The organism is Priestia endophytica DSM 13796 (assembly GCF_900115845.1).
Taxonomy (GTDB): domain Bacteria; phylum Bacillota; class Bacilli; order Bacillales; family Bacillaceae_H; genus Bacillus_I; species Bacillus_I endophytica.
In genome coordinates this window covers 224264-245682 of record NZ_FOXX01000006.1, presented here as the reverse complement: position 1 = coordinate 245682, position 21419 = coordinate 224264, and the positions used below count along the sequence as shown (strand labels likewise).

At 36.2% G+C, this 21419-nt stretch carries 18 protein-coding genes and 1 riboswitch; of the genes, 3 read left to right on the top strand and 15 right to left on the bottom strand.

The genetic code is table 11. The features are described from left to right. The first annotated feature begins 117 nt into the window (after positions 1–117). Complete coding sequence (gene fumC / locus BM012_RS13490; RefSeq protein WP_061805449.1) at positions 118–1506, top strand: class II fumarate hydratase; 1389 nt, start codon at positions 118–120, stop codon at positions 1504–1506. Between the two features lie 34 nt (positions 1507–1540). Here fumC and BM012_RS13485 read toward each other — a convergent pair whose 3' ends face one another. From BM012_RS13485 to BM012_RS13430, 12 genes are all read right to left on the bottom strand, one after another. Continuing rightward, on the bottom strand, positions 1541–3280 hold the full coding sequence (locus BM012_RS13485; RefSeq protein ID WP_061805448.1) for an ABC transporter ATP-binding protein: 1740 nt from the start codon (positions 3278–3280) through the stop codon (positions 1541–1543). Between the two features lie 5 nt (positions 3281–3285). Further along, on the bottom strand, positions 3286–4038 hold the full coding sequence (locus BM012_RS13480) for a MerR family transcriptional regulator (protein WP_172460968.1): 753 nt from the start codon (positions 4036–4038) through the stop codon (positions 3286–3288). Positions 4039–4210: 172 nt separating this feature from the next. Continuing rightward, the gene (locus BM012_RS13475) at positions 4211–5167 is read right to left on the bottom strand and encodes an AEC family transporter (protein ID WP_061805446.1); all 957 of its coding nucleotides are present in this window, start codon (positions 5165–5167) and stop codon (positions 4211–4213) included. Positions 5168–5244: 77 nt separating this feature from the next. Further along, the gene (locus BM012_RS13470) at positions 5245–6942 is read right to left on the bottom strand and encodes an NAD-dependent malic enzyme (RefSeq protein WP_061805445.1); all 1698 of its coding nucleotides are present in this window, start codon (positions 6940–6942) and stop codon (positions 5245–5247) included. A 713-nt stretch (positions 6943–7655) separates the two neighbouring features. Next, positions 7656–8798 (bottom strand): MGDG synthase family glycosyltransferase, encoded by a 1143-nt coding sequence (locus BM012_RS13465; protein WP_225985275.1) that lies wholly within the window; start codon positions 8796–8798, stop codon positions 7656–7658. A 4-nt stretch (positions 8799–8802) separates the two neighbouring features. Then, entirely contained in the window at positions 8803–9384 is a 582-nt protein-coding gene (locus BM012_RS13460) for a DedA family protein (RefSeq protein WP_061805443.1), read from the bottom strand. A 3-nt stretch (positions 9385–9387) separates the two neighbouring features. Next, positions 9388–10116, bottom strand: a complete 729-nt coding sequence (locus BM012_RS13455; RefSeq protein ID WP_082802630.1) for a polysaccharide deacetylase family protein — start codon at positions 10114–10116, stop codon at positions 9388–9390. 163 nt (positions 10117–10279) lie between these two features. Then, entirely contained in the window at positions 10280–11056 is a 777-nt protein-coding gene (locus tag BM012_RS13450; protein WP_061805442.1) for an ABC transporter ATP-binding protein, read from the bottom strand. Beyond that, a complete protein-coding gene (locus BM012_RS13445) occupies positions 11047–11760 on the bottom strand; it encodes an ATP-binding cassette domain-containing protein (protein WP_061805441.1) in 714 nt (237 codons plus the stop codon). Before BM012_RS13445 ends, BM012_RS13450 begins: the two co-directional genes overlap by 10 nt. A gap of 1 nt (position 11761) precedes the next feature. Continuing rightward, positions 11762–12574: an ABC transporter permease gene (locus BM012_RS13440; RefSeq protein WP_061805440.1), complete on the bottom strand. Its 813-nt coding sequence runs from the start codon at positions 12572–12574 to the stop codon at positions 11762–11764. Positions 12575–12585: 11 nt separating this feature from the next. Next, on the bottom strand, positions 12586–13515 hold the full coding sequence (gene nikB, locus BM012_RS13435) for a nickel ABC transporter permease (protein WP_061805439.1): 930 nt from the start codon (positions 13513–13515) through the stop codon (positions 12586–12588). Next, entirely contained in the window at positions 13516–15048 is a 1533-nt protein-coding gene (locus BM012_RS13430; RefSeq protein WP_061805438.1) for an ABC transporter substrate-binding protein, read from the bottom strand. Positions 15049–15185: 137 nt separating this feature from the next. Beyond that, a riboswitch (cobalamin riboswitch) is annotated at positions 15186–15371 on the bottom strand. A 466-nt stretch (positions 15372–15837) separates the two neighbouring features. Here BM012_RS13430 and putP point away from each other — a divergent pair. After that, the gene (gene putP, locus BM012_RS13425) at positions 15838–17271 is read left to right on the top strand and encodes a sodium/proline symporter PutP (RefSeq protein ID WP_235606184.1); all 1434 of its coding nucleotides are present in this window, start codon (positions 15838–15840) and stop codon (positions 17269–17271) included. Between the two features lie 262 nt (positions 17272–17533). Beyond that, positions 17534–18559 carry an AI-2E family transporter gene (locus BM012_RS13420; protein ID WP_061805436.1) on the top strand — a complete coding sequence of 342 codons (1026 nt, stop codon included), beginning with the start codon at positions 17534–17536 and terminating at the stop codon, positions 18557–18559. Between the two features lie 28 nt (positions 18560–18587). Here BM012_RS13420 and BM012_RS13415 read toward each other — a convergent pair whose 3' ends face one another. The 3 genes from BM012_RS13415 to BM012_RS13405 form a co-directional block, all read right to left on the bottom strand. Further along, the gene (locus BM012_RS13415; protein ID WP_082802629.1) at positions 18588–19604 is read right to left on the bottom strand and encodes an extracellular catalytic domain type 1 short-chain-length polyhydroxyalkanoate depolymerase; all 1017 of its coding nucleotides are present in this window, start codon (positions 19602–19604) and stop codon (positions 18588–18590) included. Positions 19605–19782: 178 nt separating this feature from the next. After that, positions 19783–20727, bottom strand: a complete 945-nt coding sequence (locus tag BM012_RS13410; RefSeq protein ID WP_061805435.1) for an SDR family NAD(P)-dependent oxidoreductase — start codon at positions 20725–20727, stop codon at positions 19783–19785. 77 nt (positions 20728–20804) lie between these two features. Then, positions 20805–21371, bottom strand: coding sequence for a TetR/AcrR family transcriptional regulator (locus tag BM012_RS13405; RefSeq protein WP_061805434.1), 567 nt, complete (start codon positions 21369–21371; stop codon positions 20805–20807). Positions 21372–21419: the final 48 nt, after the last annotated feature.

Sequence of the window (21419 nt, the reverse complement as noted above, 5' to 3'; positions counted from 1 at the left end):
CACTTTTTGAAGAAAAGAATAAGGGAAAGAAAAATGAAAGCGCTGTGACCATATCATAAAAATATGGTAATATTGAATAGACAACCACTATTTTATTTATTTCAAGGGGGATCTACAATGGAATACCGTATTGAAAAAGATACGCTTGGCGAAATGAAAGTACCAGCAGACAAACTATGGGCTGCTCAAACACAGCGCAGCAAAGAAAACTTCCCAATTGGAACAGAAAAAATGCCTCTTGAAGTGATCAAAGCATTTGCTATTTTAAAGAAAAGCGCAGCACTAAGTAACTATAACTTAGGAAAATTATCAAAAGAAAAAGCAGACGCAATTGCAAAAGCTGCGGATGAAGTAATTGAAGAAAAGTTAACAGACCACTTTCCACTTGTTGTTTGGCAAACAGGAAGCGGCACACAGTCAAATATGAATACAAATGAAGTAATCGCGAACAGAGGAAATCAAATTTTACAAGAAACAGGAAGCGAAGAGCGTCTTCATCCAAATGATGATGTTAACATGTCTCAAAGCTCAAATGACACGTTTCCAACGGCTCTTCATGTTGCAGGTGTAATTGCGGTTGAAGATCATCTTCTTCCTTCATTACGCACGTTAAAAGAAACGTTCCAACAAAAATCAGAGCAGTTTGATTCCATTATTAAAATTGGTCGTACACACCTTCAAGATGCAACTCCACTTACACTTGGTCAAGAAATTAGTGGATGGTACCGCATGCTTGAAAAAAGTGAAAAAATGGTAGAAGAGAGCATCAGCTACCTAAAAGAGCTTGCTATTGGCGGCACAGCTGTTGGTACAGGCATTAATGCACACCCTGAATTTGGAGATCGTGTAGCAGCTGAAATTAGTAAAATCACTGGTAAAACGTTCACTTCTGCTCAGAATAAATTTCATGCCTTGACAAGTCATGACGAAGTTGTATACGCACACGGTGCCTTAAAAGCTCTTGCAGCAGATTTAATGAAAATTGCTAATGATGTACGCTGGTTAGCAAGTGGTCCTCGCTGCGGAATTGGGGAGATTACGATTCCTGCTAATGAACCGGGAAGCTCTATTATGCCAGGAAAAGTGAACCCAACACAAAGTGAAGCAATGACGATGGTTGTTTCTCAAGTAATGGGAAATGATGCAACAATCGGATTTGCAGCAAGTCAAGGAAACTTTGAACTTAACGTCTTTAAACCGGTAATCATTTATAACTTCCTTCAGTCAGCAAGAATTCTTGCCGATTCAATGAAAGCATTCAATGATAAATGTGCTGTAGGAATTGAACCAAACTTGGAAAAAATCCAAGAAAATGTTCAAAATTCACTTATGCTTGTAACAGCCTTAAATCCTCATATTGGATATGAAAATGCGGCTAAAATTGCTAAATATGCTCATCAAGAAGGATTAACATTAAAAGAAGCGGCTCTAAAATTAGATCTGCTTACAGAAGAGCAATTTGACAAAGTTGTAAAACCTGAAAACATGATTAGCCCTTCCGTTTAAATAAAAAACGTGCGGTTTCTATGCCGCACGTTTTTTATCTTTCAGTTTGCTGTTGCTGCACAAGCTTTTGATAAAGGTCGTGGTTCTTCAAAAGCTCTTCGTGTGTCCCAACACCTGATATTTCTCCTTTTTCGATTACAACAAGTTGGTCCGCATGAACAACAGTGGAGAGTCTATGAGCAATAATAAGTGTTGTTCGTCCTTTCATTAAACGATTTAAAGCTTGTTGCACGAGATGTTCTGAAGAGCTGTCTAAGTTAGACGTTGCTTCATCAAGAAACAAAATTTTCGGGTCTCTAATAAGAGCTCTTGCAATAGCTATGCGCTGGCGCTGTCCTCCTGAAAGCTTTATTCCTCTTTCTCCTACCTCTGTATGAAACCCATCTGAAAGATTATCAATAAACTCTTTTGCATTAGCAAGTTTAGCAGCTTCTTTTACTTCTTCATCGCTCACTTCTCTTCCTACTCCATAACAAATATTCTCTCGAATTGTTCCTGACATGATAGGACTTTCTTGTGAAACATAGCTAATCGCTTTTCTCCAAGAAGAAAGCGTAAAGCTATCAATATTTTCTTCTCCTATTGTAATACTTCCCGAAGTTGGCTTATAAAATCGCTCTAGCAGCGAAAATAGCGTGGTTTTCCCTCCACCACTTGGACCAACAAAAGCCGTTGTTTTTCCTTTTGGAATGCGAAGGTTCATATCTCTTAAGATAGGGGTTTCATCGTTATAAGAAAAAGAAATATCCTTAAGCTTAATATCTTTAAGTGCTTCTTCTAAATTTCTTCCTTCCTGTTTTTCTTCCGTTCGTAAGTTCAGCATTTCTCCAATTCTCTCTGTCGCCCCAAGTGCTTTTTGAAGAGCAGAAAAAGATGTTGCCATCTGACTAAATGGAACGATAATCTGGAACATGTAAATAATAATCGCAACAAGAGATCCTGCTGTAAGGGTTCCAGAAGCAACCCTTACTCCCCCGTATCCAATAAGAACCACAATTACCAACATCATAATAAGCGTCATAAAGGGATGAAGCACAGACTGAATTCGCGCTTCTTTTAATCCAAAGCGGAACAGCTTTTTAATTCCTTCCTCTCCTTTTTCAACCTCTACATTTTCTGCACTATACATTTTCACAAGACGGATTTCACCAAGCACACGCCCAAGCTCTCCTGAAAATGAAGCAAGTTCGTCTTGAGTCGCTTTTGAAATTCTGTACATTTTTCGTCCTAGCGGGATCATAAGAAGTAGCGAGAAAGGAACCGCTAATATCATAACAAGCGTCATTTTCCAGTCGATGAAAAGCAAAATAAGAACAGATCCAACAATTGAGACAATACCTGTTAAGAATGAAACAAGATGCTGAGTCACAAGGGTCTTAATTGTATTTGTATCTTGCGTAATTCTACTCATTGTTTCGCCTGATTGATGTTTATCAAAGTAAGGAACTTCTAAAAAAAGAACTTTCCGCCAAAGGTTACTTCGTAAGCGAGAGACTACAATTTCCCCTACGTACATAATCATATAGGAGGAAATACCACCTGAAATAGCTTGTAACATAAAGGCAAGAATGAGTATAACAATGACAGATGTCTCAAGAGCAGATGAAGCTGCTTTATCTACTAAATTTTTTGTAAAAAGTGGAACAATAAGAGCAGCCCCTGTTTCTAATAAACTTAACGTTAATGCCGTTATCATAATAGCTTTAGGAAGCTTTATGCTCTTTAGTAACTGCCAAAATGAGGCTAAATTTGCTTTTGTATTTTCCTTCTCCATACTCCTTATCCTTTCTCTTTCTTTTCTATTAAAGTAAAGTGGTGCTCAAAAGCTTCATCCATCCATTTTTGCTGTTCTTCTGAAAAAGGTGAAGGAAGTTTCAATAAGTCTTGCGGTAAATCTTCTTCTTTTATTTCTGTTATTAAAGATAAGTCTTCTCCTACAAAAGATACGAGCAAATCATATACTTTTCCAATACATTTTTGAACAAGAAGCGAACGGGGTTCTATTCCTTCCTTATAAAGATCTGTTAGTTCTACAAAAATGTTAACCCATTTTTGATTCAACAAAATTTGCTCTTCATCTGAAATGTTAAAAATACGATCAATTGTATCTTCCGGCAAAATTTGCTTCAATGCTTTCTTACTTTTTTCTTCCGTTTGAAAACTATCAATAATAGCCACATATATAGAAGGACTTAGTTCTTTTTGTTCTTTAGAAATCGCAAGCGCATTATCGAGCGCTTTAATAATATTTGTAAGTTTCTCTCTTTCCTTCTCCATGATTTGACGTTGAAACAGAAGACTTTGCCGCAGGTCCCATACTTCTTCATTAAGATACTTCTTAATTTTTTCAAGCGAAAGACCGATATACTTCAATGAAATAATTTTTTGTAGAGAGCTAAGATGAGAATCATCATAAAAACGCCGATTGGTTTTGGTACATTCCGGAATTAATAAACCGAGTTCTTCATAGTAACGCAGTGTTCTTACCGTAACACCCGTTTTCTTTGCAAACTGACCAATGCTATATTTCATCACCTTCCATCATTCCTTTCCTTCTCTATCTTAAAACGTTACGTTACGTAAGATGCAAGACTTTTTTCCTCTATTATAGAAAAAAACTTCAAAAAAAAAGAACTCTACTTTTTAAGTAGAGTTCTTTTTTCCTTAATGTTCAAAAATGCCTTCCATTATGAAGTATATTTTGTTACATTAACCATGTAATAAGAATTGGTAACGTAATTAACGAAAGGATAGCACTAATAACGAAAGCTGAAGCTGTTTCTGCTTCGCGTTTTTCAAATCGCGTTGCAATTAGTGCTGCAACTGCAGAACCTGGAAAAGCAACAAGTAACATTGCTTTTACTGTATCGTCTGCTGAAAGACCAATCATTGTAGCAATTCCTAACATTACAAGTGGTTGTACAGCAACTTTTAATAATGCAATTGCAAATGACACAACGCTGAAACTAATTTTACGAACTCCAATTGTTACCCCAACAGCGAACAATGCTACACCAGATGTTGTTGTACCAATTTGGTTTAACATATCATTGAAAAGTTCAGGAATTGGAATACCAATTAATACAATGACAATCCCGATAAGCGGAACACATGCAAGCGGTTCTGATAAACCATGAAGAACCGATTTAATAGTAACCTTCCACAAACTCTCGCTTTTTTCATCTTTATTATCTCCACGTTGTCCAATTGTACCGAAAATAATAGAAAGTGGATCTAAAAGTGCATTTACAACAATCCCTGTAATCGCAATTGGAATTGCTACTGCGTCTGCTCCAAATAAACTTCCTAGTACAGGAATCCCCATAAAAGCAAACGTTGGTTGAGCAGAGTTCAATGAAATCATTGATGCTCCTGTTAAATCCATTTTAAAGGCATAACGAGAAACAATAAGTAAAATAATATAAAAACCAACAATACCCAAAAACATAGTTACAACAAATGGCCATTTTTCAATAAACTGTTGTTTTGACGTTGTTACAACCCCTACAAATAAATGGGCAGGTAACGCAAATTTTGTAACAAATGTGTTAAGCCCCTTTGATGTTTCCATATTGTATTTTTTAAAGTATCCTGCTAAATAGCCTAAAGCAATAACGAAAAAGATGGGGGCTAAAATAACAAGAATATGCTCAATTCCCATGAAAAATCCTCCTTAAAATAAAACAGCAAAGAGAGAAGCCTGAGTGGAAAAACTCAAACCTCACTCTCTGTTAATGCTTATTTAGTTGCTTTGATTGTACGGTAAACAGGATTCCAAATTGCAGCATTTACCGCTTTTTCTACATCTTCTGGTACTTCTTCAGCAACACCGTCTTCAATTGCTGCTTTTGCAACTTCGATAGCTACTGATACGGAAACCTCACGAAGTTGTTTTATGCTTGGAAGTAGTGATGCACCAGGTTTAGAACTATCTACCATTTTTGCTACAGCATCAGCACAGGCTGCAAACATACTGTCTGTAATAACTTTTGCTTTCACTACAATTGAACCTAGTCCTAATCCTGGGAATACAAATGCGTTGTTGGATTGTCCAATCTCATATGTTACGTCTTTGTATGTTACAGGATCAAACGGACTACCTGTTGCAATTAGTGCTTTTCCATCTGTCCAGTTTAGTAAATCTTCCGGAACAGCTTCAGCAAGTTTTGTTGGGTTAGACATCGGTAAAATTGCTGGACGTTCTACATGTTTTGCCATCTCTTTTACGATTTCTTCTGTGAACGCACCTGCTTGACCAGATGTTCCAATTAAGATCGTTGGCTTCACTTGTTTAACGACTTCTAATAGTGAAATTTTACCTTCTTCATCACGTGCAAACCCTTCAACTTCTGATGCCTTACGTGCATAAGGTTCTTGGAAACCTAATAAATCATCCATGTCGTCAGTTAAAAGACCACGATAGTCAATTGGCCAGAAGCGTGCATGTGCTTCTTTTTTAGAAATTCCATCAAGAACCATTGCATCACGAATTTGATCAGCAACCCCGATACCTGCTGTTCCTGGTCCAAAGATAACAACGCGATGTTCGCTAATCGGTGTTTTTGTTACTTGAACAGCTGAGAATACAGCGGCAAGTGTAACAGCTCCTGTACCCTGAATATCATCATTAAACGTTAAAATTTCCTTTCCATATTTTTCAATAATATGGCGAGCATTCACATTACCAAAGTCTTCCCAATGAAGAAGCGCATTTGGAAACTGTTCTAATGCTTTTTCAATGAACGTATCCACAAATTCGTTATAGCGGTCCCCACGAATACGTTCATGACGATTTCCAATATAAAGTGGATCTTCTAAAAGTTCTTTGTTGTTTGTACCAACATCAAGAACAACTGGTAACACACGGCTTGGATCAATACCAGCAGCTGCTGTATAAACAGCTAATTTACCAATGGCGATGTTAATTCCACCAACACCCCAGTCACCAATTCCAAGAATACTTTCAGAGTCCGTAATAACCATTAAATCAATATCTTCAGGTGATTTTCCAGTGTTCTTGAACGCTTGCTCAATACCTTCTGGATTATCAATTGAAAGATATACCCCACCAGGACGGCGGTATTCATGGCTATATTCTTGAATGGCTTGTCCCACAGTTGGCGTGTACACAACTGGAAGCATTTCACTAAGATGATCTGTTAAAAGTCTGTAAAATAACACTTCATTACGATTATGCAAATCATTTAAAGAAACATTTTTACGTAAGTTATCCGGCTGAGCTTTAAACTGCTCGTAAGCGCGTTTTACTTGCTCATCAAGTGTTAAAATTGTTGGAGGAAGAAGACCTTCAAGTCCAAGTTCTTTTCTTTCCTCTTCAGTAAATGCCACACCTTTATTAAGCATTGGCATTGCTAGTACGTCTTTTCCTCTTAAAGTTGTTTCAATCGCATCAGAAGATACGTGTAAGTGACGCATAAAATCCGCTCCTTTAATGTTCTCGTGCACAAGGTGTAAGACAAATACTCACACATTATAGTACCCCTAATTGTGTATTGGTATTTTATCTTTACCATAAAGCTATTTGTTTCTAATTTGTACACATTTTTTAATTAATCGTCCATTGACTTATGTCCTACAGTAGGCTATTATATACCCCTGTTTTTTCGAAAACAAGCATCTACATATTAAGTAAGTAAATTAAATTATGAAAAATCAATCTCTTTTTTAAATAACATAAATTATTTTAATGTGTCTTTTATTTTCGTATTTTTTCCTCTTTAAAGGGTTAGATTTCTTTACCCTTCAAAGCATCAGGCTTTTATTTCTTTCTCAATAAATTTGTAAATAAAAAAAACCCTCTATCAAAAGAGGGTTTTTGCTATTTTTAAGCATAACATTTACAAATTACGGAAAAATACTTCCGAAGAATTTTTCTTCTCCATATCATTCATTTTTCTTAAATCTTGTCCTAAAAGACCATATTATCCTTTTTAAAGGAGACTTTTAACCCTAATATTATCTAAAACAGAAGATTAAAAAGGGTTAGAAAGAACGCTTTTTCTTCAATGAAGACCTTAAAAGATGAAGGTGAATAACTCAAAAAAGAGAAAGAAATAATAGCTTTTCATATTATCACCTTACCTTCTTTTAACAGCTCAATTGAAAAAGTTACTTACAAACTTTCCTTATTAAACATGACGTACATGAAGCAACGAGGTTTTAACAGCGATATCTACAATAATTTCATATGCAATTTTTTCGCGTTTGTTTACCATATCTTCCATTCGTTTAATAAGACTTCTTCTTTTCCATTTATCTTCTAGAACAAGTGAAAGCTGCTCTTCAAATCCTTGGTCTTCATGAAGCATTACAGCAAGCCCTTTATCAATAATTCGTTTTAAATTGATACGCTCTTGACCTGGAAGTGAAGAATGAATAAAAATAGGCAACCCTAGCTTTAATGCTTCACTAATTGTAATTCCTCCTGGCTTTGTCACAAGTGCATCTGATCTTGCATATAATTCGTTCATTTCCTCACGTGAAGAAATAAAGGCCTTTGGTTCAATATGCGGTATGTTCCATCTCTTCAATTCTTCGTACAGCTTTTCATTTTTCCCGCATAAAACAGTATAGTGATAATTGCTTGAATGTTTAATTTGCTGGAGGTAATCATTCATTTTCCCTAATCCAATACTTCCTCCTGCAACTAAAATCTGCTTTTTCATTTTTCTAGAAGAGCTGCATTTCCCTCCAATTTTCCCGTTTACAGGAATTCCTGTTATAAAAATATGTGAAGCAGGAATAGCGAAACGTTGGATAAGCTCTTGCTTCATCTGCATATCGTTCACTAAATGGTAGTCAATTTCAGCCCCACCCCAAATACTGTTGATAAAAAAATCCGTATATACATTCACAACAGGAATATTGATGGCCTTGCGCTGCTTTAAGCGACTTAAAATAGCAGAAGGAAAACAGTGTGTGCAAACAATAGAATCAGGCTGCTCTTCTTGAATTAGCTGGAGCATTTTTTCCTCAAAACGCAAACTATAAATGCGATTTAGTAAAGAAACTTGCTTGTTTGTAAATTGGTTGTACATAAAATTACGATAAACCCAGTCATACATATTAGGAAAAGCATGGATCATTTTCAAATAACTAGATTCCACCAATTTCTCGATATGTTTATTCCAATAGCTTAGGAAATCTACTTTTTTGCATGTTACATTTTCCGTTGTTTTTTCAATTTCATACATAAGTGCATCTGCCACTTGGTGATGCCCAGATGGCATTTGAAATAAAGGTAAAAAAAGAACTTTCTTCAAGGAATGCACCTCCTTATTTACTTGTTTTCTTTCGTTTTTTTACAATGATCACAACAATAAACCCAATCAATGCTGCTAGTCCTAAAAACGAGACATATTCAACAGGGATACGATTTCCAATAAAATAGCCGCCTATAATATACAACACAACCCATAAGCCACTCCCAAGTGTTGCAAAAAGCAGGTATGAAAGAACTGGAAACCCTGTGATTCCAGCTACGTACGGCGTTATTTGACGAAAACCTGGGATGAACAAACATAACAACGTTGACAGCTTTCCATGACGTTTAAAATTCCTATATGTTTCTTCCCTATTCTCCTCTGTGATCTTAATGTATTTACCAAACTTCTTTACAAACGGACTACCAACTTTTCTTCCTATAAAATAAGCACAGAGCATTCCAACTAATGTTCCTGCAAAAGCACTTCCAATGCTCCCATAAAATGAAAGCTGATGTTTGGCAATAAGCATACCTATAAAGACAAGAAACGTCTCTTCTGGCGCTGGTATTCCAACAATTCCGCAAAATAACACAAGTAAAATGATCCAATATCCATATGTTAGTAAATACTCAGTAATTTGATCTACATTCATTTTTTAATGTCCTATTCTATAGTGTTTCTTCCCTACTATAAGGTCTTGTAAGCTTACACATGTGAAATTTCTTTTGTGCATTTCATCTAAAAACAAAGAAAGCTGCTCAATCATAATACGAGGAGCCTGTTCTTCGGCTCCAAATGTGGAACCATTATCGTGTAAAAGATAAATATGACCATCGCAAAGCCCTTCGATTAAGCGTTTTGAGAGAGTGCTTTCTCCCTTTTCGATTTTCCAATCTTGCAAGATTACAGACCACATAATAATTTGATATGTTTTTGCTAATGCTAGTGTACATATATTAAAATGGCCCCATGGCGGTCTATAATATCTCACTTCTCTTCCTGTAATATGCTCGATCGCCTCTTGGCACATTTTGAGTTCCTTTTTCAATTTTCCGGGTGTTAAAAACCATCCACTTTTGTGCTTGTAGTGATGAATCCCTATTTCATGGCCTTCAATAACCATTCTTCTCAATAAGTGCGGGTGCTTTAAAGCATGCTCTCCTACAACAAAAAAAGTTGCTTTTACATTGTGCCTTTTCAATAAATCAAGAAGGTTCTTCGTATATTGAGGATGTGGACCATCATCAAAAGTGAGAGAAATCTTTTTTTCTCCTACGCCTTTCTTAACAATACGAAGAGAAGACAAACGAATGAAAAGCGTTGGCAAAATACTGTAAATAAGAAACAAGATAATTGCAACAAATAATAGTTCTACAATAAACAAGGTCTCCCCTCTTTCCTTTCGCTTTTTCTCCTCTATTATAACGATTGAAACCTTAAAGCGTTTCAAAAATATAGAATAATCAAGCTGATTTTCATTTTTCTTTGTATTATAGCGTTAATTATCGTTCTTTTCGATTACTTTTTATGGTAAAAAATAAAACCATCTATAAAAAGATGGTTTTTACTTCATTTTTATGAAAAAGGAGTTTTGCATAAGGATGTGTAAATGGATCCGTTTTCCAGTCTTTTACGACTTCAACAATTTTACCTTTGTACATCACAGCAATCCCTTCACAAAGCTTTTTGGCTGATGCTAAATCATGGGTAATAAATAAGTATGCTAAACCTTTTTCTTTTTGTAAGTCAAGAAGCATATGAATGATAGACATTTGAGCCGGTTGATCAAGGCTTGCGAGACTTTCATCAAATATAATAAGCTCAGGCTCTACAGCTATTGCTCTTGCAATACATACTCGCTGTTTCTGCCCTCCGCTTAACTCTCCTGGATATCTTTCTAAGAATGTTTCATCAAGACCTACTTTTTGAATCAACGAAAAGCATTTCTTCTCTCTTTCTTCCTTATTCAACTTAAAGAAATTTCGCAATGGCTCTTCTATAAGAGCTTTAACAGGCATCCTCGGAGAGAGGGAAAAAGAGGAGTCTTGAAAAACGAGCTGAACTTTTTTATATAACTCAAGCTCGCTCAAATCACCATTATGTACAGAATATCCATTTATAAAAATTTCACCTTTTGTAATGCTCTCAAATTTTGTAATGAGTTTTGCTAATGTACTTTTTCCACTTCCACTCTCCCCGACTAATCCTATCCGCTCTCCTTTTTTTATATTCAAACTTACCGTATCCACGGCGGTTATAGAGGAGGAACGAAAGCGTCTTTGTGTTTGGTATTCTTTTGTAACCGACTCTAGTTTTAAGAACATACTATCTTTCCTCCTTTCTTCATTCTAATGACTCGATCTGCAATTCTTGCCACACTCTCTTGATCATGAGAAATAAGCAAAACGGTTAACCCATATTGTTTTTGAAGTTTTTTTAGCAACTGCATTACTTTCTCTTTATTGATTGTGTCAAGAGCTGTTGTTGGTTCATCTGCAATAAGAAGAGATGGTTTTAAACTAAGCATCATCGAGAGGAGGACGCGCTGACGCATACCACCGCTAAGTTCAAAAGGATAGGAAGATAAAATATAGCCTGGATCTTTAAATCCAACACTTTGTAAGAGCTCATAAATATGCTTTTTATCCTTTGGTAAATCTCTATGCTTTTTAAGCGTTCTTTTTATATGTTTTTTCACAGTATGAAGCGGGTTCAAACCATTCAAAGATTCTTGGATAAGCAGGCCTACTTCATGGCCCCTTATTCGCTGAAAATCTTTTTTATCCCTTTCATCTAAACGTTTACTTTTATAATAAATGGCTCCTCCTGTCACTTGACAGTTCTTCTCAAGCAGGCCTACTAAGGCATGAGCTGTTAGGCTTTTTCCACAACCGCTCTCTCCTACTAAAGCAACAATTTCCCCTTTGTGAATATGAAATGAAGCTCCTTTTATGAGAGGGACCTTCTTCTCTTTTATAATTGTGGAGATTTCTAAATTCTCTACCTGCAACAACGCGTCATTTTTCAATTTAACGTTCACCACTATTCTTTTTTAAATCTTCACTTATAAGCTGACATACTAATACAAAAAGTAAAACAAAGAGCCCTGGAAACAGCATAACGTGTGGAGCACTTTGAAAATAAGAAGCTCCATCATGAAGCATAACTCCCCACTCAGGCGTTGGTGGTTGTACACCTAATCCAAGAAAAGATAACCCTGCCATTAAAAGCACGATCTTGCCCATATCAAGAGAAATAAAAACAGTAAGTGGAGTAAAAATAGATGGAACAATATATCTTACAATCACTTGAAAGTGCGTATTTCCAGCCATTCTTGCTCCTTTTATGTAATCTTCCTCACAAATATTTAAAACAAAACTACGCACAATGCGCACATAGTTTGCCCACCGAACAATTACAACTGCAATCATCATATTTATAAACCCTTGCCCTAGCACACCAACAATAGCAATAGTAAGAACAATATCAGGCACAGCCAGAAAACCATCCATAATGCGCAGAAAAAAGGTGCCCTTTCTACTTTTGTATCCTGCTAAAAGACCAATTGGAAGGCTAATAAGAATCGTATTAATCATAATGAGGAAAGCTCCTCCAACACTTATTCTCATTCCATACAAAATACGAGACAGTATGCATCTTCCCACATGATCTGTTCCAAATGGATAAGTAGAACTTGGCGGATGTAACCGCTGAGCCAAATTCGTATCTAAAGGATTATGCGGTGCCAAAAGAGGCGCTAACAGTCCCACAAGTAAAAGAACGATAAGAAAACTTACACCTTTCATTCCTCGGCTATATTTTTTATAAAACTGATGTGTCATTCTTTTTCCTCCTAGTTGGCCCGTAACCGAGGGTCAACAAAACTACACAATATATCTATTAAAATATGAATTAGCACAAATAAGAAAGTCGTAAAAATAACATACCCTTGAATAATAGGATAGTCTCTCATATTAATCGCATCAATGATGTAACGACCTAATCCAGGCCAAGAAAAAACCGTTTCAACAATGATACTCCCGCCAAGCATAAAAGCAAAGCTCGTCCCTGTCATCGTAATCATTGGTAATATAGCATGTTTCAATACTTCACCTGTTAAAAGGGAAAACTCAGACTGTCCTCTTGCTCTTGCTGCTTTCACAAAAGGCTTTTGTAAAACATCAAGCAAATGCTCTCGGAATACACGGGCATACACTGTTCCAAGTCCAAAACCAAGTGTGATAGCTGGCAATACTAAATTCTCTAAGCTCCCTCTTCCCATTGAAGGAAGCAACTGATACTTTACAGAACAAATATATATAAGTAAAAATCCGAGCCAAAATGATGGAAGAGATGAGCCAACAAGCGCAAGTCCCTTCCCAAAACGATTCACTATTCCTTGTGAACGGAGGGCTGTTGACATTCCCAAAAGAAAAGTCATAAAAAGCATAACCCCTAAACCGCCTAGTGCTAGTTCAAATGTGGCTGGAATTCTTCTCACAATTTCTTCAAGTACAGGCTGTTTTGACATATAGGACACTCCCCACTGTCCTGTAAATACGTCTTTTATCCAATACACATACTGAACGGGGAGTGTGTTTGTTAAACCAAGCTCTGCTCTTACGCTATCTAACGCTTCCTGTGATGCAGGGACGTTATGAGCTGTTAACATAATGCGTGCAGGATCTCCCGGGGCTAGCCTAAGCAATAAAAATGTGAATGTTGACATAAGAAAAACGACAAGAACAAGCTGTACAACGCGTTCAACGATAAAGCGAATCATTTAAGATGGGCTCACATCAACGTTTGGAGTAATATAGTAATACTCGATTGGACTTGGCTCAAAGTTTTTCACCTTTTCATTCACTCCAAATACGGTATTTGGATAAACGATAAAAGATTGAGGAATATCTTTATTAATTTGATTACCGATTTTTATTGCGATTTCTTCACGCTCTTTTTCTCCAGAAGTTTGATTTAATTCTGTCAACAGTTTGTCCACCTCAGCTGAATTATAATGACTTACATTTGCTAGGCTCTTAGAATTATAAAACAAGTTTAAGAAATATTGAGCATCTCCCGTATGTGCTGTCAGCATGCTATACATGGATAAGTCCCAATGATCCTCCGCAAGAACTTCATCAATATTTTCCACACTTCTTACCTTTACTTTTATCCCTTCTTTTAATAGTGAACTTTGAATCGTTTCAGCCATTACCGTCAACTCTGGTCGTTGAGGGAAAGTCAGCATTGTTAGTTGCAAAGGCTCTCCACCCTTAGTCCATACTCCTTCCTCTTTCGTATAACCTCCTTGTTTCATTAAAGAATCAAAAGACTGATTTTCTTGTCTCTGCTTTACTTTTCCAAAAGACAATACTTCTGGAAATGGGCCATTTCCATTCGTTCCTTCATTTTTCATAATAGCCGTTAAGATCTCTTCTCTCGGCAAGACTTTATCAATTGCTTGTCGAACCGAAGGATTTGTTACGCGAGCTGAGTTCATATTGAACATCATCATATGAGTTCGAAGTGAAGGAGCAGTTAAGACGTTTATATTCCCGCTGTTTTTCAGTACGCTAATTTGATCTGTTGAAATATCAACAGCACCGTCAACGTCTCCTGATTGTAAAGCCATAAGTCTCGTATTTCCATCTGATATGAATTTTATATCAATCTCCTCAACCCTTGCTTTCTGTCCCCAATAGCCCTCATTTCTCTTCATAATCAGCGATTCGTCTTTGTTAAATTCCTCAAATTGAAAAGCTCCCGTAAGGGCAGGATATTCCTCTTTTTCATCTAATGTAGAGACGTCTGCAATAATTGTAGATGGATCCGCTAGATGTGAAATTAAAGCTTCGTTTGGTTGTTTTGTAACAATCTCAATTTTGTGATTATCGATAACATGAATAGTTTCCAAGTTTAATAAATCTTTAACCTTTGAGTCTTTTTCATTTGAACGTAGAAGCGATTTTTTTACACTTTCAGCGCTCATTTTCTCTCCATTATGAAAGCTTACATTTTTCCTTAATGTGAGTATCCACGTTTTACGATTTTTTCTTTCCCAGCTGCTTGCTAACCAAGGTTCTGATTTTAAGTCTTCGTTTAGTTTTACAAGTGTTTCACCTACACCAGATCGCATGACTTCCCAGCTATCGCTACCGTGTGGATCAAGGCTCTTTGGACTCCATGGGAAAGCAAAGGATAATTTTTTCGAGTCTGACTCTGCCCTATCTTGTCCTTCTGAACAGCCTGCTATAGCTAAAAAAACAAAACATAATAGAGCTAAAATAACTGGATAACTGCGCGCTTTTTTCATTTTCTTCTCTCTCCTTTTATTTATCTAGGCTAAAAAAATAAGCATGTCTTCCCTTTCAAAGGTTAGACATGCTTTTATATTCATAAAGTTTAAGAAAACAGGCATTCTAACCACCTCCCTAAACTCCCGTAGGTCGAACAGCGATGTTAAAACAGGCAGGTCTCCTGACTTAGGAAAAGAGCCTTTTACCTTCCCGAACTTTTGTTCAGTGGCTATTTAAAGCTCCTATACTCCATTCACAGTGGCGGGTCCGTGTCGAAATTTCATCGACTTCCCTTTTAAGCAAGCAAACTATGCTTTACACCTATTTCCAAACTTTATAAAATTTTTAGTTTTTGCACTTTTTAAAACCTGATATTCTAATTATTACAAATGCAGTTCTTCTATATTATAAAGCAAATGTATCCAATTGCAATATGAGGAGAAAGAGAATAAATCGCTTCTCTCTTTATTATAAGAATACGAATTTAACAAGAGATTCCGAACAGGTAAAAAGAACTATATTCCTTCTCTTCAAATTCTTTAAAACAAGCTATATTTCCTTAAACATATCATTTTATTGGCCCTTTGATATTTTTACCTTTTTCGGTGATAATAGTCATATTTACTCAAAACAGACTTTACTCCTAGTCTTTTTTACTTTACAATAATAGTCCGAATAGTTAAATTATTTTCTCATAGAATAAGAGAAATAATTCACTTCACCAGCGCTTAAAGCGTAAAAACAAACAAGGGAGAGATTTGGTGGACATTGGTTCTTATATTACATTGGGCATTTACTTTTTAGGGATGCTCGCAATAGGTTGGTATGCATATAAAAAATCAACAGATGATATATCGGGGTACATGTTAGGAGGACGCGGACTTGGTCCTGCAGTTACTGCCCTTTCAGCAGGAGCATCTGACATGAGCGGATGGATGCTTATGGGGCTTCCTGGTGCATTGTATACAACAGGATTATCTGGAATATGGCTTGCTGTTGGACTATCAATTGGAGCATACTTAAATTATTTACTTGTAGCTCCACGGCTTCGAACATACACATATGTTGCTGATGACTCCATTACGATTCCCGATTATTTTGAAAATCGATTTGAAGATAAAAGTCGTGTGTTGCGGTTAGTATCAGCACTTGTTATTTTAGTTTTCTTTACACTTTATACCTCATCTGGATTAGTATCAGGTGGACGATTATTTGAATCTGCTTTTGGGTTAGAATACAAATATGGCATGTTTCTTATCGCTATTGTTGTTGTTGCTTATACCCTTTTCGGTGGCTTTCTAGCTGTAAGTTTAACAGATTTTGTGCAAGGTATTATTATGTTTCTTGCTCTTATTCTAGTACCCGTTGTTGTGCTATTTGACTTAGGTGGACCAACGAATGTATTTGATGCCATCAAAAGCATTGATGCAACACATTTAGACCTTTTCAAAGGAACAACAGTTATTGGTCTCTTCTCACTTCTTGCTTGGGGATTAGGCTATTTCGGCCAACCTCACATTATTGTTCGTTTTATGGCTATTAGTTCTATAAAAGAATTAAAACCAGCTCGACGTATTGGAATGGGCTGGATGATTATTTCCATTATTGGAGCTTGTTTAACAGGACTATTTGGATTAGCCTATGTTACAGAGAATAACATAACATTGAATGATCCTGAAACGATCTTTATCATGTTGTCTGACGTTCTATTCAACTCTTATATTACAGGGTTTTTATTAGCCGCTATTTTAGCCGCTATTATGAGTACTATTTCATCTCAACTCCTTGTAACATCAAGTGCAGCAACAGAGGACTTCTATAAAACATTCTTCCGTAGAAATGCCTCTGATAAAGAGCTTGTTACAGTTGGGCGACTCGCTGTTTTAGTGGTTGCCGTGATTGCCATTCTGCTCTCGTATACACCAAATAGCACGATCTTAGATCTTGTTGGCTATGCATGGGCTGGTTTCGGTTCAGCATTTGGCCCCGCCATTCTTTTGAGTCTATTCTGGAGACGTATGACAAAGTGGGGTGCTCTTGCCGGCATTATTGTAGGTACTGTTGTTGTGCTTGCTTGGGTGCAAACAGGGATGGCTGATTTTATGTATGAAATGATTCCAGGCTTCTTTGCAAGCTTACTTGCCGTTGTAGTTGTAAGCTTATTTACGACAACTCCTTCTCAAAGTGTTCAAAACACGTTTAGTAAAATGGAAGAAGTCTTAAAAGACAGTCACAAATAATTGTATTCTTCACTTATATTTAAAAACTCTCTTTGTTTTCAAAGAGAGTTTTTTCTTTTTATCTTCAATTAAATACTCAAAATCGCTAATACAGCTTTAAAATCAAACGTGAAAAGCATATAATATTAAGAGGTAGGTTTAACACGATACACGTTCGGAAATGCACAGCAGCTTTTAAATATTCCTTTTAATATTTTCTGTAGTTTCCCATAATAGCGGGTTAAACAAGAGTACACTATATTTTTTATGGGAGATGTAAACAATGACTGGATTAGCAAAACTCTGGGAAAACCGCGGTTTTAGACGCTTCTTGATTTTCCTCATTTTAGCGCTTGCTCTTTTCGCTTTAAAAAGCATGATCAATTTTATTTTGTTAACATTTATTTTCACTTTTTTAATGGATAGAGTGCAAACGTTTGTCACAAAATGGGTACATAAATGGGTACCCATCAGCCAAAAGCTCATCGTGCTTATTCTGTATGTTTTACTTGTCACTGGACTTATTGTAGGTGGCTTTAGATTTTATCCAGTTATTAAAACGCAAGTTGAAGAGCTTGTAAAACAAATTAAGTCGTTTTATCTGAATCCAGAAGATATTCCTTTCTTCTCCTTTATCTCAAATACGTTTGATAGCGTAAATTTAAATACTTATATTGAACAAGGATTTAATTTTTTATACAAATACTTAACAGACCTTAGTATCCTAAGTGTCCAAATCTTTTTGTCTTTAATTTTAAGCATGTTCTTCCTCTTAGAAAAACAAAGACTTATCATGTTCAGCAAAAAGTTTCAGCAAAGCAAGCTGTCTGCTTTTTATACAGAGATTGCTTTCTTCGGCCGCAAATTCGTTAGGACATTTGGAAAAGTCATTGAAGCTCAGTTTATTATTGCTCTTGTAAACTGTGTTCTTACAACAATTGGCCTTTGGTTTTTTGATTTCCCACAGCTGTTTGGGCTAGCGATTTTAATTTTCTTCCTCGGTCTTATTCCTGTTGCTGGGGTTATCCTCTCGCTTATCCCACTTTCCATCATTGGATATACAATTGGTGGATTTACAATGATTCTATACTTGTTGATTATGATTATGATTATTCATGCTATTGAGGCCTATCTTCTAAATCCAAAACTTATGTCGGCAAAAACAGAGCTTCCGGTTTTTTTCACCTTTATTGTACTCATTTTTTCAGAACACTTTTTCGGAGTATGGGGATTAATTGTCGGAATACCTGTATTTGTATTTTTGCTTGATGTATTAGGGGTCACAAACAATAAAGAAAAAAAAGCTTAACATGAAAAAAGCTCTTGAGAAGATTTCTTCAAGAGCTTTTTTGATTTGAATATCCATTTTTTCGATTTTCTCTAATAAAAAAATCCCACATGATCTTACTTGCATGAGGTCCTTCAGAGTCTGTAAAGCTTCCATTGTCATTTCCTCCTGACCATGCATGCCCCATGTTCAATACCGTATATTTCTCAACGATAGATTCCCCTCGTTTGTTTCGATACAAGTCATGCGTATATTCTTTTCCATTTCTCACTTTTCCTTTTATTGTTTCATTTACTCCATGACAAATCCATCCTGCATTATGTCTTTCCACTAGATCATTTGTAACGATCCATTGTGAAACAACTTGCTCTCCGTTAATTGGCGCAACTGTTGTATCAGAGGTTCCATGAAAAACAATAGTTGGAATAACTCTTGCCCTTTCTCCCATTTCTTTATATGCTAAGTAACCTTGTTCAAACGGATTTGGTCCTCCATTGTTCATAACATTTAAAGCATCAAAAACGCTTGTAGCTCCTTTATATTCTAATCCTGCTCCAACTCCAAGTCCTGAAAAAACTTCCGGATAGGCTGCAGCCATAATAATACTCATTGCTCCTCCAGCTGACATTCCTGCAATAAACACTTTATGATTATCAATTGTGTACGCTTCTTTTATTTCTTCAATCATTCCAGCAATTGCTGCAGGCTCTCCTCTACCACGCGCTTGATGAAGAGGTTCAAACCAATTCCAGCACTTGTTTGGATTACTTTTAGCATCTTGTTCTGGATAGAGGACAAGAAAATTGTGTTCTTCCGCTAGCATATTCATCTCAGTACCAATCGCAAAGTCCGTTGCACACTGGGTACAGCCATGAAGCATAACAAGTAAAGGAGATGCTTTTTCTTTGTCATACGTACTTGGAACGTAAAGCTTGTAGCTTTTTCCTCCGTACTCTCCTTCCTTAAACATTTCTCTTGTTTCAAAACTACAATCACTTGATGCAGAAGGACTACCAAACAGTGGACAAAGTGCGAGAGAGAAAAATGCTTGCAAAGCTTTTAACACTCTTTTTTCCTCCTTTTATGAAAACGATTGCAAAAATATGAAAGTTACGAAAAAGTTCTTAAACAATCATCATAGTTTTAATGGGTATACCTTTATATATATGTGACTTACACATAATTAGTGTAGGAAAAAGAAGAATAGCTTTTCTTTCCTCAAATTTTGTAAAAAAAAGAAACGCTCAAGAAGCGTTTCCCGTCTTTTCTGTCTTCATATAATCAATTGTTTGTTTTATTCCTTCCTTATAAGGAGTTCTTGGAATTTTTCCAATTCTATGCTCATATTTCGTTCCGTCTAGAAACAGAGGATCTTCATTTAAATAAAACATTTCTATAAATTCCTTCATATTGCGATCAAAAATTCCAATAAGCCGTACCATTGTTTTTGTTGCTGTTCCTACTCGTTTCTGATAATTTGTGTATTCTCTAATATAAGAAAGAAATTCGGATCCTGAAATTCCGCTATAGCCAGGAATATTCCACGTTTCTCCGTAAGCTTCTCCACAAAGAGCAAGTTCTACAAGAGCTTTTGCTCCGTCTGGAGTATAAATATATTCTCTTTTTATGTTTTGATTTCCAACAAACATGGCTTTTTTATTTTTAATGATACTTTGAAGCAAATAGTCAATCTGGGTATTCTCTGCTCGCGGGCCGTAAAAATCGGGAAAATGAGCAAGAATATAAGGAACTTTTGATTCTTCTAACAAGCGTTCTAAGCGAAGCCGAATCTTCCCCTTTTTTGTATGAGGGATTTTCTCATCATTTTCTCTCACTTTCTTTCCTTTACTTCTTCCATAAGCATAGATATTGTCAACAACCACAAGCTTCGCTTTGTTTTCTTTTGCTGCTTTTATGATACATCCCATAAATGGTTCCTGTTTTTCTTGCCATTGGGCGTATGGAAGTGCTCCAGCATGGAAAATAACTTCAGCTTCGGCAACAGAGGAAGATAAATGATGAAAAACATCACCTGTTTGAATTGTAACAAGTTCTTCTTTTCCAAAAAAATGTTGAAGTTTTCTTTCATTTCGAGCAAAAGCAATAACTTTGATTCCTCTTTCAATCAGTTCATATACAAGAGCACTCCCCATTCCACCTGTTGCTCCTATAACAAGAGCTTTCTTCATATCCATCACTTCCTTTTATTTTTTGACCACTGGTTAATTAAAAGTAGAAAATAAATGAGGAAACTCCTCATCTATTTTTAAATCTTTTTTAATAAAAACATAACGTGTGCTTTTGCCATATCCTTCACTTCTTCAAACGACTGTTCACAGTATGAGTGGTGTGCTACAAATCCATGAAGAGATAAGAAGATAGACCATGTTTCCCTTAGCGATAGCTTCGTTTTAGAAAGTGTACTAAGGGCCTCTGCAAACCTTTTGTAGCTTTCTTCTGGGCCACTATGCTGATAAAACTTTACTTCTTTATCTTTTGTAAGAAACATAACCTCATAGTGATTTGGATATGTGAGTCCAAATTCAATGAAAGTTAAAAGCACAGACTGAAGTTTCTCATCATCGTCTACATTTCTTTTCATCACTTCATGAAACTTTTCATCTAAAAGTGAAAAATCTTCTTTAACAAGCGCTAAAAAAAGCGCTGCCTTGTTTTGAAAGTGATAATAAAGCGCTCCATGACTATAGTCTAGCTCTTTAGCAATCTTCCTCATTGATACATGACTATATCCCTCTGTAGCAAATAGCTTTCGCGCTACGTTTAATATCATTTCTCTTGTTAGCTCATGTTTTACAGCTTTTCGAGGTGACATCATTTCTCCCCTTTATTGACCAGCGTTCAATAAAATTATAGAAAGAAT